The sequence below is a fragment of the Amycolatopsis sp. 195334CR genome (assembly GCF_017309385.1).
Lineage (GTDB): Bacteria > Actinomycetota > Actinomycetes > Mycobacteriales > Pseudonocardiaceae > Amycolatopsis.
In genome coordinates this window covers 1501399-1517614 of sequence record NZ_JAFJMJ010000001.1, presented here as the reverse complement: position 1 = coordinate 1517614, position 16216 = coordinate 1501399, and the positions used below count along the sequence as shown (strand labels likewise).

General features: G+C 69.6%; 17 protein-coding genes. 6 read left to right on the top strand and 11 right to left on the bottom strand.

The window, feature by feature from the left end; all coding sequences use genetic code 11:
- Positions 1-3 precede the first annotated feature (3 nt).
- The 8 genes from JYK18_RS07365 to JYK18_RS07330 form a co-directional block, all read right to left on the bottom strand.
- Positions 4-687: a hypothetical protein gene (locus JYK18_RS07365; RefSeq protein WP_206801391.1), complete on the bottom strand. Its 684-nt coding sequence runs from the start codon at positions 685-687 to the stop codon at positions 4-6.
- A complete protein-coding gene (locus JYK18_RS07360; RefSeq protein ID WP_206801390.1) occupies positions 684-1625 on the bottom strand; it encodes a ParA family protein in 942 nt (313 codons plus the stop codon). The genes JYK18_RS07365 and JYK18_RS07360 overlap by 4 nt, the downstream gene beginning before the upstream one ends.
- A gap of 288 nt (positions 1626-1913) precedes the next feature.
- Positions 1914-4289: an excinuclease ABC subunit UvrA gene (locus JYK18_RS07355; RefSeq protein WP_206801389.1), complete on the bottom strand. Its 2376-nt coding sequence runs from the start codon at positions 4287-4289 to the stop codon at positions 1914-1916.
- Positions 4290-4297: 8 nt separating this feature from the next.
- Entirely contained in the window at positions 4298-4948 is a 651-nt protein-coding gene (locus tag JYK18_RS07350; RefSeq protein WP_206801388.1) for a glyoxalase, read from the bottom strand.
- Between the two features lie 2 nt (positions 4949-4950).
- Complete coding sequence (locus JYK18_RS07345) at positions 4951-5358, bottom strand: VOC family protein (protein WP_206801387.1); 408 nt, start codon at positions 5356-5358, stop codon at positions 4951-4953.
- Between the two features lie 10 nt (positions 5359-5368).
- A complete protein-coding gene (locus tag JYK18_RS07340; RefSeq protein ID WP_206801386.1) occupies positions 5369-5815 on the bottom strand; it encodes a helix-turn-helix transcriptional regulator in 447 nt (148 codons plus the stop codon).
- On the bottom strand, positions 5812-6594 hold the full coding sequence (locus tag JYK18_RS07335; protein WP_206801385.1) for an SgcJ/EcaC family oxidoreductase: 783 nt from the start codon (positions 6592-6594) through the stop codon (positions 5812-5814). Before JYK18_RS07335 ends, JYK18_RS07340 begins: the two co-directional genes overlap by 4 nt.
- A gap of 58 nt (positions 6595-6652) precedes the next feature.
- Positions 6653-7276, bottom strand: coding sequence for an NAD(P)-dependent oxidoreductase (locus tag JYK18_RS07330; protein ID WP_206801384.1), 624 nt, complete (start codon positions 7274-7276; stop codon positions 6653-6655).
- A gap of 77 nt (positions 7277-7353) precedes the next feature.
- Here JYK18_RS07330 and JYK18_RS07325 point away from each other — a divergent pair, with 77 nt between their 5' ends.
- The 5 genes from JYK18_RS07325 (at position 7354) to JYK18_RS07305 (ending at position 12389) form a co-directional block, all read left to right on the top strand.
- Entirely contained in the window at positions 7354-7959 is a 606-nt protein-coding gene (locus JYK18_RS07325) for a TetR/AcrR family transcriptional regulator (protein ID WP_206801383.1), read from the top strand.
- Positions 7960-7983: 24 nt separating this feature from the next.
- Positions 7984-8523: a dihydrofolate reductase family protein gene (locus JYK18_RS07320; protein ID WP_206801382.1), complete on the top strand. Its 540-nt coding sequence runs from the start codon at positions 7984-7986 to the stop codon at positions 8521-8523.
- Between the two features lie 4 nt (positions 8524-8527).
- Positions 8528-9589 (top strand): sensor histidine kinase, encoded by a 1062-nt coding sequence (locus JYK18_RS47950; RefSeq protein WP_206801381.1) that lies wholly within the window; start codon positions 8528-8530, stop codon positions 9587-9589.
- On the top strand, positions 9586-10251 hold the full coding sequence (locus JYK18_RS07310) for a response regulator transcription factor (RefSeq protein ID WP_206801380.1): 666 nt from the start codon (positions 9586-9588) through the stop codon (positions 10249-10251). Before JYK18_RS47950 ends, JYK18_RS07310 begins: the two co-directional genes overlap by 4 nt.
- Before the next feature lie 95 nt (positions 10252-10346).
- Positions 10347-12389, top strand: coding sequence for an MMPL family transporter (locus JYK18_RS07305; RefSeq protein ID WP_206801379.1), 2043 nt, complete (start codon positions 10347-10349; stop codon positions 12387-12389).
- 55 nt (positions 12390-12444) lie between these two features.
- On the opposite strand, the gene JYK18_RS07300 is transcribed toward JYK18_RS07305, so the two are convergent.
- Together JYK18_RS07300 and JYK18_RS07295 are read right to left on the bottom strand one after the other, a co-directional pair.
- Positions 12445-13005, bottom strand: coding sequence for a TetR/AcrR family transcriptional regulator (locus JYK18_RS07300; RefSeq protein ID WP_206801378.1), 561 nt, complete (start codon positions 13003-13005; stop codon positions 12445-12447).
- Positions 12972-13784 carry an SGNH/GDSL hydrolase family protein gene (locus tag JYK18_RS07295; protein ID WP_206801377.1) on the bottom strand — a complete coding sequence of 271 codons (813 nt, stop codon included), beginning with the start codon at positions 13782-13784 and terminating at the stop codon, positions 12972-12974. The genes JYK18_RS07300 and JYK18_RS07295 overlap by 34 nt, the downstream gene beginning before the upstream one ends.
- Positions 13785-13875: 91 nt before the next feature.
- Between JYK18_RS07295 and JYK18_RS07290 the strand changes: the two genes are divergently transcribed.
- A complete protein-coding gene (locus JYK18_RS07290; RefSeq protein WP_206801376.1) occupies positions 13876-14691 on the top strand; it encodes an alpha/beta fold hydrolase in 816 nt (271 codons plus the stop codon).
- Here JYK18_RS07290 and JYK18_RS07285 read toward each other — a convergent pair.
- Positions 14688-16130 (bottom strand): helix-turn-helix domain-containing protein, encoded by a 1443-nt coding sequence (locus JYK18_RS07285; RefSeq protein WP_206801375.1) that lies wholly within the window; start codon positions 16128-16130, stop codon positions 14688-14690. The two genes, JYK18_RS07290 and JYK18_RS07285, sit on opposite strands and share 4 nt — an antisense overlap.
- Positions 16131-16216: the final 86 nt, after the last annotated feature.

Here is a 16216-nt window from a genome sequence, read left to right as displayed (position 1 = left end):
CGCTCACCACGTCCTCAGGCCGGCGAACTTGCGCCGAGCGCCGATCGCCTGCTTGATCACTCGCTTCTCCAGCTCTGTCGGCTTCAGGCGTTCCACACGGGTGAGTTGCAACTCGGCGGCGACTGCGAGCAAGTCCTCCCGGCTCAACCGCTGAGCACGGAGGTAGGTGGCGCCCTCTTCCTCGGTCTCGATTTCGCGGAGGTGCGACGCGATGGCCGTCGCTTGAGGATCGGGGCGCGCATCCGAGGGGTGCTCGACCTCGGGGGCCTGTTGTCGTTCGGCCGTCGAGTTGTCGCGCAAGTCCGATGGACTCTTGCCGGTACCGGCCAGCAGATCCAGGAGCTCGGCCTTCTTGAGGGAGCTGTACTGCGTCAGGCCCAGCAGCTTGGCCACCCGGCGCAGCCCTGTCGCCGGTAACCCGGCCGCATTCAGGTAGAGCCGTCGTTCATGCTGCGAGGGCAACACCGGAAGATCTCGGGCAGCCTGCAGTGGATCACTGGAAGGCCTTACGGCGAGGTTCGTCGATGCTGGTGGAGCAGCTGGGGTGTCTTCCCGTGCTCCGTCGGAATGAACAACGGCCAGCTGCGCGGTTCCCTGAATGAGGGCCTGCAGCGTGGCATCATCCTGCTGCGCCAGGAACTCGGACAAGCGGGCCTGCAGGACGATGAGCTCTCTCAACTCCTTCACGGCCGACCACCTGTCAACGCGAGTTCCCCCAGCACCTCGTCCGCCAACTGATCGAATTCCTTGACGACCTCGTCCTTGCTGGAAGTCCGCAGCATCGCCGGTACGCCGCTCTCGCCGGCGTCGCCGAAGTGGCGTGGGCTGTTGCGAACTTTGCTCTCGAGCACCGGCACTTGGGAGTTCAGGCGCGCTTCCTCGATGTAGGGGTGCTGGGCGAGGGTGACCTGTTGCGAGTAGATCTGCACCATGGTGAAGACCACGCCGAGAAAGGTCGGATCGATCGGTCGGTAGTCGCCCGCACCGCGCTTGTGGTTGACGAAGTCGTTGAACTGCTGCACCAGGTTCGCGCAGTTGCCCGCCAGGTAGTCCAAGCCCAGCGTGGACAGGTAATCCGCCTTGGCGGGCACGAGGATCCGCTCGCTGGCGACGATCGCCGTCTTGGTGACCAAGCCGAAGTTCGGCGCGCAGTCGATGAGCACCAGGTCGTAGGTGCCGAAGTGGCTGTCCTCGAGCGCCCGGCGCAGACAACTGTGCAGGTCCAGGAATTTCCGCTTCGAACCGTCGAGGGTGGTGGTCCCGCCCAGCCGGGCGGCGAGTTCGAGATCTATGTCGATGAGGCCGAGGTGGGAAGAGATCAGATCGAGCTGGCCGGGTGGGTTCTTGAGCGCCTTGTTGACCCGCTCGGGAGTGACGACGAGGTCCGCCAGTGCCACGTCACGTCCGGGCATTTCACTGTCGTACCACTGCTTGATCGTGCGGCCGTCCTTGAGCCGATCATGCCAATCGTCGATGGAGAAGAAGGAGAAGGTCAAATTCGTCTGTGGATCAAGATCGAGGAGCAGTACCCGCAGGCCCCGGCTGGCGGCGACCGCGCCGAGGTTCGCGGTGAGCGTCGTTTTTCCCACGCCGCCCTTGTAGTTCATGACCGCCACGACCCGCATGCGCGTCTCCCCGGTGCTCTCGTGTTCGACGATGCCGGTGGGCAGATGATCAATTTGCTCGCCGATCTTGCCTGACGACTTTCGCAGAAACCAGGTGTCGAAGGCAACCAGCGAAAATTATTGTCCACACGGTGTCCGTTGTGCGGTTGGGCCGTTCGAAGGACTCGGCCCGTCGAATTGTCTAATGCATCTCCGGGAAATATCCTCGCCGCCTCGGCCCGTGTGCAGTGAATGTGGCTTTCACAGCGGATTCCGCAGTGAAAGCCACATTCACTGCATGGTGGCCCCTCAGCTGCTGACGTAGTCGGCGAGGTGTTTGCCGGTGAGGGTGGTGGGGTTGGCGACCAGGGTGGCGGGGGTGCCTTGGTAGGTGATGCGGCCGCCGTCGTGGCCGGCGCCGGGGCCGAGGTCGATGAGCCAGTCTGCGTGGGCCATGACGGCTTGGTGGTGTTCGATGACGATGACGGATTTGCCGCTGTCGACGAGGCGGTCGAGTAGGCCGAGTAGTTGTTCGACGTCGGCGAGGTGGAGGCCGGTGGTGGGTTCGTCGAGGAGGTAGGTGCCGCCGTTGTCGCTCATGTGGGTGGCGAGTTTGAGGCGTTGGCGTTCGCCGCCGGACAGGGTGGTGAGGGGTTGGCCGAGTTTGAGGTAGCCGAGGCCGACGTCGACCAGGCGGGTGAGGATGGTGTGGGCGGCGGGGGTGCGGGCTTCGCCGTCGCCGAAGAAGTCGAGGGCTTCGGCGGTGGACATGGCGAGGACTTCGCTGATGTCGTGGCCGGCGAGGTGGTAGTCGAGGACGGCGGGTTGGAAGCGTTTGCCGTCGCATTCTTCGCAGGTGGTGGTGATGCTGGCCATGATGCCGAGGTCGGTGTAGAGGACGCCGGCGCCGTTGCAGACTTGGCAGGCGCCTTCGGAGTTGGCGCTGAAGAGGGCGGGTTTGACGTTGTTGGTTTTGGCGAAGGCTTTGCGGATGGGGTCGAGCAGGCCGGTGTAGGTGGCGGGGTTGCTGCGGCGGGAGCCGCGGATGGGGGTTTGGTCGACGGTGATGACTCCGGCGTCTGAGGGCAGGGAGCGGTGGAGGAGGGAGCTTTTGCCGGAGCCGGCGACGCCGGTGATGACGCAGAGCACGCCGAGGGGGATGTCGACGTTGACGTTCTGGAGGTTGTGGGTGGTGGCGTTGCGGATTTCGAGGGCGCCGGTGGGTTGGCGGACGGTGGGTTTGAGGGTGGCGCGGTCGTCGAGGTGGCGGCCGGTGAGGGTGTTGCTGGCGCGCAGGCCGTTCAGGGGGCCTTGGTAGGTGATGGTGCCGCCGTTGCTGCCGGCGCCGGGGCCGAGGTCGATGACGTGGTCGGCGATGGCGATGGTTTCGGGTTTGTGTTCGACGACGAGCACGGTGTTGCCTTTGTCGCGCAGGCGGAGCAGCAGGTCGTTCATTTGCTGGATGTCGTGGGGGTGCAGGCCGATGGTGGGTTCGTCGAAGACGTAGGTGACGTCGGTCAGCGCGGAGCCGAGGTGGCGGATGAGTTTGGTGCGCTGGGCTTCACCGCCGGACAGGGTTCCGGCTGGGCGGTCCAGCGACAGGTAGCCCAGGCCGATTTCGGTGAACGAGTCGAGAGTGTGCTGCAGCGTCGAAAGCAGTGGTGCGACGGTCGGCTTTTTCAGGGAACGCACCCATTCGGCGAGGTCGCTGATTTGCATGGCGCACAGGTCCGCGATGCTCTTGCCGTTGATCTTCGAGGAGCGGGCGCCTTCGCTCAGTCGCGTTCCCTCACATTCGGGGCAGGTGGTGAAGGTGACCGCCCGCTCGACGAAGGCGCGGATGTGAGGCTGCATCGCTTCCTTGTCCTTGGACAGGAACGACTTCTGGATCCGCGGCACCAGGCCTTCATAGGTGATGTTCGTGTTCTCGATCTTCACCTTGGTCGGCTCTTTGTACAGGAAGTCGTGCAGTTCCCGCTTCGTGTACTTCCGGATCGGCTTGTCCGCGTCGAGAAAGCCCGAGGCGGAGAAATAGCGGACCGTCCAGCCGTCGGGGTTGTAGCCGGGCACGGTGATCGCGCCTTCGGCGAGTGACTTCGACTCGTCGTAGAGCTGGGTCAGATCGATGTCGTTGACGTCCCCGCGACCTTCGCAGCGCGGGCACATGCCGCCGGTCTGGTTGAAGGTGGCCTTCACCGTCTTCTTGTTGCCGCGTTCGATGGTGATCGCGCCGCTGGCCTTCACCGACGGCACGTTGAACGAATACGCGTTCGGCGAACCGATGTGCGGCTTGCCGAGACGGCTGAACAGGATGCGCAGCAACGCGTTCGCGTCGGTCGCGGTGCCCACAGTGGACCGCGGGTTCGCGCCCATCCGCTCCTGGTCGACGATGATCGCCGTGGTCAGCCCCTCCAGCAGATCGGCTTCCGGCCGCGCCAGCGTCGGCATGAACCCCTGCACAAAGGCGCTGTAGGTCTCGTTGATCATCCGCTGCGACTCGGCGGCGATCGTGCTGAACACCAGTGAACTCTTGCCGGACCCCGAAACTCCGGTGAACACCGTCAGCCGGCGCTTCGGGATCTCGACCGTGACGTCCTTCAGGTTGTTCACGCGCGCACCGTGCACGCGGATCAGATCATGGCTGTCGGCGGGGTGCGACGACGGCTGGTCCGTCCTCGTGCTCATGCGTTCTCCTAGGGTGCGACTCGAACTTTCCACAGGTAACCGTCGGGATCGGTGAACTCCCCGTCGGCGCTTCGGCCGCCCGCGGAGTTCGCCGTCGTCAGGATGGCTTCGACCGCCGAACGGGAGTCGACCGTGCAGGTGAGGACCGCGGGGGAAGCGCCGGCGCCCGCGTCCTTGGCCAACGCCGCCCGGTTCATCAGGCCCAGCCGCGGCAGGCCCGGCGTCAGCTGGAAGTCGATGAACTTGGCACCGTAGTCCCGGTCCACCTTCATGCCCAGCGCTTCGTAGAAAGCCTTGGACGCCGGGGGATCCGCGACACCGAGAATGGCCACCAGCTCGGTCGGCGACGGCGACTCCGCGGCCGGGCCGGTGTCCTTCCTGGTCGGTGCGGTCAGCTTCCACACCGAACCGCCCGGCGCCCGGCAGGACGCGGCGAACCCGGCGAACAGCGACTTCTTCGGCGGCTTGAGCACCTGCGCGCCGTGGCGGACGGCGGTGGCCAGCACGGTTTCGACCTCGCTCGGCTGGTCGACCACGTAGGTCAGCACGCACAGCCCGCCGTCGGGACCCTGGACCTCCGCGACCACCTGATCGGCCAGGCGCAGGTCGTCGTGGAACTCCCGCGGCACCCCGACTTCGACCGCGTCGAGGGTGAGCATGCTCAGCTCAGCTCCTGGATGCGGATCATGTTGCCCGCCGGGTCGCGGAACGCGCAGTCGCGCACGCCGTACGGCTGCTCGGTCGGCTCCTGCACCACGTCGGCGTCCCCCGCCTGCAACCGGGTGAAGACCTCGTCGAGGTCGTGCGTGGACAGGTTGATGCCGCCGTAGGTGCCCTTCGCCATCATCTCGGTGATGGTGCGGCGCTCGTCCTCGGTGATCCCGGGATCGGCGGCGGGCGGGTGCAGCACGATCGAGGCGGGCTGCCCCTTCGGGCCGACGGTGATCCAGCGCATCCCGTCGTACCCGACGTCGTTGCGGACTTCGAAACCGAGCGTGTCGCGGTAGAACGCCAGCGCGGCGTCCGGATCGTCGTGCGGGAGGAAGCTCGAATGAATGTTGAGGTCCATGGCCGTCACGCTAGGTGAGGCTGTCCGCGGGCGCTTCTCGATTCCTGATCGGTCTGGTCACCTGTTTGGACACGCACGACGGCATGCCCGCGGTGGCGCTCTCCGCCTCGCGCTTGTACACGCTGGGTGGCACCCCGACCAGCTCGGTGAAGCGGCTGCTGAAGGTACCCAGCGACGAGCAGCCGACCTCGAAGCAGACCTCGGTGACGCTGAGGTCGCCTCGCCGGAGCAGGGCCATCGCCCGTTCGATGCGCCGGGTCATCAGATAGGAGTACGGCGACTCGCCGTAGGCGGCGCGGAACTGGCGGCTGAGGTGCCCGGCCGACATGTTGGCCCCCCGCGCCAGCGCTTCGACGTCCAGCGGCTGCGCGTACTCGCGGTCGATGCGGTCGCGGACGCGACGCAGCCGCGCGAGGTCGCGCAGGTGCTGCGTCGCCGCGGGTCTACTACTGCTCACCTGCGAAATCGTGCCATATCGGCGGGTTCGACGGGGAAGGACACGTGTTGGTGAACCAGCTGCCACCGACCGTCACGGCGCTCGAAAACCCGCGTGCCGCGTGACTCGCTTTCGGCGAAGCTGCCGTCCGGCTGCTCGGCCCGCATGTGGTTGATGCCCCACGCCACCGCGAGGCCGTCACCGGTCAGCACCCGGAGCTCCGGCACGTGCCATTCGACCTTCCCGGTGCTCTGCTCCAGCCCCGCGCGGCAGACCTCGCGGACCGCCGAAACGCCGTCGACCTCCGACTCGTGTTCGTAGGACACCACGTCGTCGGCGATGTGGCCCATCATGCCGTCGAGGTCCTTGCGCGCGGTCCCGTCGAACCACTCCTCGTGGATCGCGCGTACCCGCTGCTCCCCGTCCACGACCAGCGGGAACGAGTGGTGTTCGTGCGCGATCAGCCACCGCCCGTCGACCTTGCGCAGGCCGAAGCTGATCCGGAGCCGCTGGTCGCCGATCTCCTCGGGCCTGCCGCAGCGCAGCAGGGCGAAGGCGAACGCCACGTCGGCGCCGGCCGTCACCTCCAGCGACACCAGCTCGAAGATCGCGCCACTGGCCAGCCAGCCGAAGAACGGCGGCCAGGTCTCGCGGTAGGCCTCGATGCCGCGCACGCCGTCCTGCGGTTCCGGCACGTCGAACATGACCACGTCCTCGGTGTGCTCCGCGAGCACGCTGTCGAGGTCGCCCCGGTTCACCGCCGCCACCCACTGCTCGATCAGGGGCCGGATCTCGTTCATCGCCCAAAGTCCTTTCGCCGAGTGCGTTCACCCCTGTAACCCGGCGACTCGCGGGAACTCATCGCGCGACGGTGAGAACTTTCCCGACGGTCCGCTCGTCGGGGGTGGCGAGCAGGATGGCGTGGGCGAGGTTCGCCCGCGAAATCCGCATGCCGCTGCGCACGCCGGTGTCGACCTCGGTCCGGTACGCGCCGCGCGGGCCCTCGGTGAGCATCGGCGGGCGGATGATCGTCCAGTCGAGGTCGCTGGCGCGGACCAGCGCCTCCATCCGGGTCATGTCGGCGAACGGGTGCCGCAGCATCCGCTGCACGATCGGCTTGACCAGCACGCGGGTGAACGGGTCGTCGTTGTCCTTGGCCAGGCCGGCGGCGCTGACCACGACCAGCCGCCGGGTGCCCGCGGCGGTCATCGCGCGCACGATGCTGGTCGCGCCGTCGGTGCAGACGGTGGTGGGGCCGCGGCCGTTCCGGGTGCCCAGTGCCGAGATCACCGCGTCGGCGCCGGCCACCGCGGGCTCGATCGCGGCGGGGTCCATGGTGTCGGCTTCGACCACGGTCAGGTCGGTTCCGCGCACCTTCGACGGGTCCCTCACCACGGCCGTGACCTGGTGCCCGGCCGCGCGGGCCTGCTCGAGCACGTGCTGTCCGGTGGCGCCGGTGGCCCCGAAAACGGTGATCTTCATGGTCCCTCCAGGTTGGTGAGTGCTCACTAACCACTATAGTGGGTGAGCACTCACTTACGTGTCAACCAGGAGGCGCCTTGACCACGCGGGACCGGATCCTCGACGCGGCCGCGCAGGTGATGCGCACCCACGGGCTCGCCAAGGCGACCACCAAGGAGATCGCCAAGGCGGCCGGTTTCTCCGAAGCCGCGCTGTACAAGCACTTCCGCGACAAGACCGACCTGTTCCTCGCGGTGCTGGAGGAGCGGATGCCGACCGGCCTCGGCATCCTGATCGGCGGGCTGCCGAAGCGCGTCGGCGGGGACCCGGTCGAACAGGTGCTGACCGAGTTCGCCTACGCCGCGATCGCCTTCTACGGGCGGACCTTCCCGATCGCCGCCTCGCTGTTCTCCGACCCGCACCTGCTCACCGCGCACCGCGAGGTGGTGCACGACCGGGGCAAAGGCCCGCGCCACGTCGGCGACATGCTCGCCGAGTACCTCGAAGCCGAGCAGCGCCTCGGCCGGATCAGCGTGACGGCCGACCCGCGGGCGGCGGCGGACCTGCTGCTCGGCGCCTGCCTGCAACAGGGTTTCCTGAGCAACTTCGACCAGCAGCACGAGGACGAACCCACTCGGCGGAAACTCGCCGAGACCTGGGTGCACACCTTGCTGCGGGGTTTGGGGCTTCTCGAGCGCGCGTAGAGCACCGTCCGTGACGCTGCCTGCATGCGAAAGATTGTTGCGAGCCTCTTCATCTCGCTGGACGGGGTGGTCGAGGCACCGGAGACCTGGCAGGGACCGTTCTTCGACGACCGGATGGGGGAGGTCACCGGCTCGCGCTTCACCGAGGCCGGCGCGCTCCTGCTCGGCCGCAAGACCTACGAGATCTTCGCCGGCCACTGGCCGAACGAGACCGAGGACGCGCTGGCCGGCGTGCTGAACAGCGTGCCGAAGCTGGTCCTGTCCACCACGCTGACCTCGGTCGACTGGGCCGGGTCCACGCTGCTGAACGAGGACGCGGCGGCGAAGCTGGCCGAGGAGAAGGCCCGCGACGGCGGGGACATCCTGGTCTCCGGCAGCGTCAGCGTGGTGCGCTGGCTGCTGGCCGAGGGCCTGCTCGACGAGCTGGAGCTCCTGGTCCACCCGACCGTGCTGGGCAAGGGCGAGCGCCTGTTCGACGACACCCAGGTGAACTTCGAGGTGGTCGAGTCCGAGCAGTTCCCCGGCGGTGCGGTCCGCATCATCTACCGCCCGGTGGTTCGATGACCGGGTGAACCGGTGGTGGCCGAAGGGCCCGGCAGGCGATGTGGTGCTGGCCGGGCTCGTGCTGGTGCTCGTGCTGAGCTACACCCTCGGGCAGCCCGAGCCGCCGGGGTGGTTCGGGCTCGGCCTGATCGTGTTCAGTTGCGGGGTGCTGGCGGTGCGCCGCCGGTACCCGGTGGCGGTCGCGGTGGCCACCATGGTCGGCGTCGGGCTGTACTACCCGCTGGTCGGTGCGGGCAGTCCGGTGCTGCTGACGTTGATGCTCGCGTTGTACACGCTGTCGGCGGAGGGCCGCCTGCGCGCGGCCGCGGTGGTTGCCGGGATCACCGTGTTCGCCACCCTGGCCGGTGAGCTGGCCAGCGCGAAGCGGCACGTCGACGACGTCGCGATGTTCATGCTGCTGGGCTGGATCGTCGCGATGCTGGCGCTCGGCCGGGTCAAGCGGCAGGTGGAGCTGGGGCGTGAGGAAGAGGCGCGCCGCCGGGCCACCGAGGAACGCCTGCGCATCGCGCGCGAACTGCACGACGCGCTGGGGCACCACCTTTCGCTGATCACCGTCCAGGCCGGCGCCGCGCTCCACGCCGGCGACCCCGAGCAGTCGACCGGTGCGCTGAGCGCGATCAAGGACGCGAGCAAGCAGGCACTGCGGGAGCTGCGCTCCACGCTCGGGGTGCTGCGCGCGCCGGTGGACGCCACGCCGGGGCTCGACCGCGTCGGCGAACTGCTCGACCACGCGCGGGCGATGGGCCTGGAGGTGACCGCCGAACTCGGCGAACCGCGGCCGGTGCCGCCGGAGCTCGGGCTCGCCGGGTACCGGATCGTGCAGGAGGCGCTGACCAACACGATCCGCCACTCCGGCGCGAGTACCGTCGTGGTGCGGATCCGGTACGGCGACGACGAGGTGCGCGTGGAGATCGAGGACAACGGTTCCGGCGGGCCGATCACGCCGGGCGGTGGCATCCGCGGCATGCGCGAGCGGGTGCGGGCCGCCGGTGGCGAGCTGACCATGCCCGCCAGGGAAACCGGCCTGGCCGTGCACGCCCGGCTGCCGATCGGCGGCCGCCGGTGATCCGGGTCCTGCTGGCCGACGACCAGACCCTGGTCCGCGCCGGGTTCAAGTCCATTTTGGACGGAGAGTCGGACATCACCGTGGTTGGCGAGGCGGCCGACGGCGAGGCGGTGCTCGGCCTGGCCGCCGAACTCCGCCCGGACGTGGTGCTGATGGACGTTCGCATGCCGCGCCTGGACGGGCTGGCGGCCACCCGGCAGCTGCTCGCCCGCGACCACGGGGCGAAGGTGATCATCCTGACCACCTTCGACCTCGACGAGTACGTCTACGGCGCGTTGCGCGCCGGTGCCAGCGGGTTCCTGGTCAAGGACACCGAACCGACCGAGCTGATCCACGGCGTGCGGGTGGTCGCGCGCGGGGACGCGCTGCTCGCGCCCGCGGTCACCCGGCGGCTGATCGCCGAGTTCGCCGGGCGGGTCACCCGGCCGGAGCCGAGCCCGCGGCTGAACTCGCTGACCGAACGCGAGCGCGAGGTGCTGGTGCTGGTCGCGGCCGGGCTGTCGAACGACGAGATCGCCCGGCGGCTGGTGCTCAGCCCGGCCACCGCCAAGACCCACGTCAGCCGGATCATGACCAAAGTGGACGTTCGCGATCGGGCGCAGCTGGTGGTGCTCGCCTACGAGTCGGCCGTGGTGAGCCCCCGGTGGACGCAACCCGGGTAGTACGGGATCGCCCGTAGGGAACAACTCCCGGGGTAGGCGAAGTCGGCTCGCGAGCATGACGACGCGACCGGGGTCGCTGCCGGAACCTGTTCGCCGTGAACACAACAGTGGTGGAACGGAGCCGGTTCGAGCGGCTCGCGGAATGGTCGCAACGGCACCGCCGGCTGGCCATCGTGCTGTGGATCGTGGTGCTCGCCGCGATCACCTTCGCCTCGCAGGCCGTCGGCAGCGCCTACGAGGACGACCACGCGCTGCCGGGCACGGAATCCCAGCAGCTGCAGGACCGCTTCGGCGGCGAGGTCGGGGAAGCCGCGCAGATCGTGGTCCGCCACGACGGCGGGATCCCGGCCGACCGGGTGGAGCGGATGCTCGCGCAGTTGCCGCACCTCGCCGGGCCGCCGAGCCCGCTGCAGTTCTCCGAGGACGGCCACACCGCCTACGCGACCGTGCCGCTGGCCAAGGACATCCCGGTCGAGGACACCCGCCGGATCATCGACACCGCGAAGGCCGCGGAAGGCGACGGGCTGACCGTCGATCTGGGTGGCGGCGCGATCCGGGAGGCGGCGGAAGGCGGTGGCGGACCGGCGGAAGGGGCGGGTTTGCTGGCGTCGCTGGTGATCCTGGTCTTCATGTTCGGCTCGTTCCTGGCGGCGAGCCTGCCGGTGCTCACCGCGGTGTTCGCGGTCGGCAGTTCGCTCGGCGTGATCGTGCTGGCGTCGCAGGTGTTCACGCTGCCGAGCTACGTGCCGTACCTGATGATGCTGGTCGGTCTCGGCGTCGGCATCGACTACGCCCTGCTGATCTTCTCCCGCTACCGCACGGAAATCCTGAGCGGCGCGGAGCGGGACGAGGCGACCAGGAAGGCGCTGGACACGGCGGGCCGGTCGGTGTTGTTCGCCGGGCTGACGGTGATCATCGCGCTGGCCGGGTTGCTGGTGCTGGGGCTCGGTTCGCTGCGTGGGGTCGCGCTGGCGGTCGGGATGACGGTGCTGCTGACCATGATCGCCGCGGTGACTTTGCTGCCCGCGCTGCTGACCGTGTTCGGCCGTCGCATCGAGAAGGCGGTCACCAAGCGCGGCAAGGCACACGGCGACCGCTGGCGGAAGTGGGGTGCGCTGGTGCAGCGCCGCCCGTGGGCGCCGCTGCTGTTCGCGGTGGCCGCGCTCGGCGTGCTTTCCCTGCCCGCGCTGGGCATGCGGCTCGGGTTCGCCGACGCCGGGACCGAGGCGCCCGAGCAGACCACGCGTCAGGCATACGACCTGCTCGCCGAGGGCTTCGGGCCGGGCTTCAACGGCCCGCTGATCGTGTTGTCCGACGGTGGGGACCCGGCCGCGCTCGGGCAGGCGCTGGCGAACACGCCCGGCGTGGCCACCAGCACCACGCCGCCGTCGGGCGGGGCGGTGTCGACCACGCTGGTGTTCCCGGACAGCGGCCCGCAGGACGAGGCCACGCACGAGCTGGTGACCAGGCTGCGGGCCGAGGTGATCCCCGCGCTGGAGGCGCGGACCGGTGGTGAGTACCTGGTCGGCGGGGCCACCGCGGCGGCCGACGACTTCGCCACCGCGATCGGTGAGCGGCTGCCGGTGTTCATCGGGGTGGTGGTCGGGTTGTCGGCGTTGCTGCTGCTCGTGGTGTTCCGGTCGATCCTGGTGCCGTTGAAGGCGGCGGTGCTGAACCTGCTGAGCATCGGGGCTTCGCTCGGGGTGATGACGCTGGTGTTCCAGGAGGGCTGGTTCGGCGCGCAGCCGGGGCCGATCGAGGCCTTCGTGCCGGTGATGATCTTCGCCATCGTCTTCGGGTTGTCCATGGACTACGAGGTGTTCCTGGTTTCGCGGATGCACGAGGAGTGGCGGCGCTCCGGGGACGCGGCCCGTGCGGTCCGGGAGGGGCTGGCGAACACCGGCGGGGTGATCACCGCGGCGGCCGGGATCATGATCGTGGTGTTCGGCGCGTTCGTGCTCAGCTCGGACCGGATGCTCCAGCAGTTCGGCCTCGGCCTGGCGGTCGCGGTGCTGCTGGACGCGGTGGTCATCCGCTGCCTGATCGTGCCCGCGGTGATGCGGTTGTTCGGGGCGCGGGCCTGGTGGCTGCCGTCGTGGCTGGATCGGCGGCTGCCGAAGGTGGCGCTGGAGCGGTAGCACGATCCCCCGGTGCGAGTACACGGGGCGACGGATCCTTTCGCCTCTTCGCGATCTATGAGCCGAGATAGGCGTCCAGCGTGACGGCCAGCGGCAGGTCGATCGAGGGCGCGAAGCTGGCCCGGGACAACCCGCCCCACAACCACAGCTGGGCCAGTCCGTGCAGTGCCGCCCACAACGACGCGGCGATCAGGCGCGGGTCGGTGTCCTTGGTCGACGCCGCCGCGGTCAGGTCCGCGAAGAAGTCGAAGACCGCGCTGCTGGCACGCGTGAGTTCGGCGTCGCCGGTGTCCAGCAGGTCGTGCCGGAACATCAGCTCGAACATCGCCGGGTTGCCCAGCGCGAAGTCGATGTACCCGCGGCAGGCGGCGACCAGCCGGTCGCGCGGTGGACCGGCGGGCAGCGCTTCGCGGCGGGCGTACAACTCGGCGAACCCGGTGGCCGCGACCGCCGAGAGCAGTTCGGCGCGCCCGGCGAAGTGCCGCAGCGGTGCCCCGTGCGAGACGCCGGTGTGCTTCGCGATGCCGCGCAACGTCACCGCCTCGACGCCGTCGGCGCCGAGCAGTTCGATCGCGCCGGCGATCAGGCGTTGCCGGGGAGCGGGGCGGAGATCCATGCCCTGATCTCGTCGGTCGAGACCGGCAGCAGTTCCGGGCGCTTGGGCAGGAAGCCGTCGCCGGGGGAGCGGCCGATCAGGCGGTTGCGGAGGCGGGTGACCGCGACCGGGCGCACCACGTGCCACAGCCATTCGGCGTGCGCGCGGGCGTCCGGTCGGGTCGGCGCGCCGGGCAGGTCCGCCAGCCAGCTCGGCTCGAACGGCACGTCGAGCGCGGTCAGCAGGTGTGCGGCGAGGCGGCGGTGGCCGAGTTCGGACAGGTGCAGGCGGTCGCGGCCGAAGTAACGCAGGTCGTCGGCGGCGCGGTCGGGCCAGAGGTCGACCAATTCGGTGCCGTAGCTGACGGCGGCTTCGCGAATGGCGTCGTTGAGTGCCTCGATGCGGGGGCGCAAGCGTTTGCCGAACGGCATCCGGTGCGAGATGTCGCTCAGCGTGAACAGCACGACCTTCGGCGCCAGCCCGGTGACCCGGCGGACTGCGGTGTCCACGCGGTGGGCCAGTTCGGCCGGGCCGGAGCCGGCGAGCACGTCGTTGGCGCCGCCGAACAACGCCACCAGATCGGGTTCGAGCACGCTGAGCGCGGGTACCTGCTCGGCGGTGATCTGGTCCAGCCGACGGCCGCGCACGCCGAGGTTGGCGTAGCGGAACCCGGGTGCGTCCATGGCGAGGCGGGCCGCGACGAGGTCGGCCCAGCCGCGGTAGCGCCCGTCCGCCGGATGCGGGTCGTCGAGCCCTTCCGTGCAGCTGTCGCCGAGCGCGACAAAGCGTTCGTAGCCCATTCATCTCTCCGTCACCATCTGTTCAACCGGGTCCCACTTTGTAGCAAACCGATGTAGACGGTGTCTACTTCGGCTCTGCTTGGGTGGTCGCATGGAGCTGACTGAGCGGTTCGAGGGTTCGACCGGTGAGGTGCGGTGGGCGAGCTTCGGCGACGGCCCGCCGCTGGTCCTGCTGCACGGGACGCCGTTCTCGTCGTTCGTCTGGCGGCGCTTCGCCGAGGTGCTGTCCGAGTGGTGGCGGGTCCACGTCTGGGACATGCCGGGGTACGGGGTCTCCGCCAAGTTCGACGGCCAGGACGTCTCGCTGGCCGCGCAGGCGCGGGTGTTCGGCGAGCTGCTGGAGCACTGGGGACTGGACCGGCCGACGGTGGTCGCGCACGACTTCGGCGGGGCCGTCTCGCTGCGGGCGCACCTGCTGCACGGGCACGCGTACTCGCGGCTCGCGGTGGTGGACCCGGTGGCGCTGGCGCCGTGGGGTTCGCCGTTCTTCCGGCTGGTGCGGGAGAACGCGGCGGTCTTCGAGCAACTGCCGCCGTTCCTGCACGAGGCGCTGGTGCGGGAGTACATCAACTCGGCCAGCTCGCCGGGCCTGCACGACGACGTGCTGACGAGCTTGACCGCGCCCTGGCTGGGGGAGGCCGGGCAGCCCGCGTTCTACCGGCAGATCGCGCAGGCCGACCAGCGGTACACCGACGAGGTGCAGCCCCGGTACCCCGAGCTGGACCTGCCGTTCCTGGTCTGCTGGGGTGCCGACGACCAGTGGATCCCGGCGGCGAAGGCCACCGAACTGGCCGGGTTGGTGCCGAACGCGCGGCTGAAGCTCATCCCGGGTGCCGGGCACCTCGTCCAGGAGGACAACCCGGCGGCGTTGCTGGGGGCCCTGCTGCCGTTCCTGCGGGAGGACTAGGCGAGGCGGGCTCGGTGGGTGTGGACCAGTGAGCGTCGCGGGTCGTCGAGGGGGAGGGCGTCCAGGAGCGCGTCCATGATCTCGGTGTCGTCCACGCCGCAGGAAGTGTCCCAATAGGACCAGAGGGCCTCGGCGTCGCCGGTGGTCAGGTGGACGTGGCGCACCAGCGCGGTCAGCGACTCGCGCTCCTCCCGGACGGCGGGTGACTCCGACTCCGGCAGGAGCGGGCCGGGGAAGTCGGGCGTGGCACCCCCTCGCGCGGCGGTCCTGGCCCGCAGGAAGTCGGCGTCCAGCTCGGCCGCCAGCCGGTACGGTCGCGTGCGCACGGCGTCCGGGCCGAGCTGGCCCCGCAGCCGGTGGATCTCGGCGCGCACGGTGACCGGGTTGCCCGCGTCCCCGTAGAGCTGCCAGGCCAGTTTGTCCGCGGTCAGCCCGGCCGGGTGCAACGCCAGCAGGGTGAGGATTTCCGCGTGCCGCAGGGTGATCGGCACTTCACGACCGTCCACAGTGGCGAAAAGGGAATCGAGGAACCGGAGCGACAGCTTCGGCGCGCGCGTCACCCTGGTGCCGCGCTTGACCCGCAGCAGGAAACCGTCGGGCAGCGGCTCGACCGTGCCGAGCCGCCCGTCCGGCAGCGCCACCGCACCACCGGCACGTCGGATGTCCACTGTGGACGGCAGTTCGCACGACTCGGTGGCCAGCACCCGGCCGCTCGCCGACAGCAGCGCGCCGGGTTCCCCGCGCAGCGCGGCCAGGTGCGGCATGTTGGCCCGCCGCGTGCGTTCGTCGCGAACGGCCAGCTGCGCGCGCAGCTGACCCTCGGCCAGGCTCGCGGAGGCGGTGACCAGCGCCAACATCGCCGGGTGGACCGTGCGCAACGGCCCGCTGACGTCGATCGCGCCCAGCAGCGCGCCGGTGTCCGGGTCGCGCAACGGCGCCGCCGCGCAGGTCCAGGTGTGGTAGGTGCGCACCAGGTGCTCGGCGGAGTAGATCTGCACGGCCTCGCCGGTGGCCAGCGCGGTGCCCATGGCGTTGGTGCCGATCACGTCCTCGGTCCAGCGCGTGCCCTCGGCCAGCCGGACCTCGTCGGCGCGGCGGCACACGTCGCTGGCACCCTCGCGCCACAGGATCAGCCCGTCCGCGTCGGTGACGATCATGATGTGCTCGGCGTCGTCGGCGATGCTGACCAGCGTCTGGCGCAGCAGCGGCAGGATCGGCGCCAGCGGGTGCGCGTCCCGCAGGTCGGCGACCTCGTCCCGCTGGTAGACCACCGGCGGCAGCTTGCGGTCCGGATCGACCCGCGCGGCGAGCGAACGGTCCCAGGATTCGGAGACCAGCGAGCGCGGTGACCGCGGTGACGGGACCCCGGACAGCACGGCCTCGTGCACGGCACGCAGCAGTCGCGCGTACTCGATGGGGTCGCGCAGCAGATCCGCCATCTGTACGAGCGTAGTGACCGCCGTCACGGCGCTGCAACGTCCGTGCAACGTCACCGCGCCTACCTTCGCCGCCACCACCGATCCGG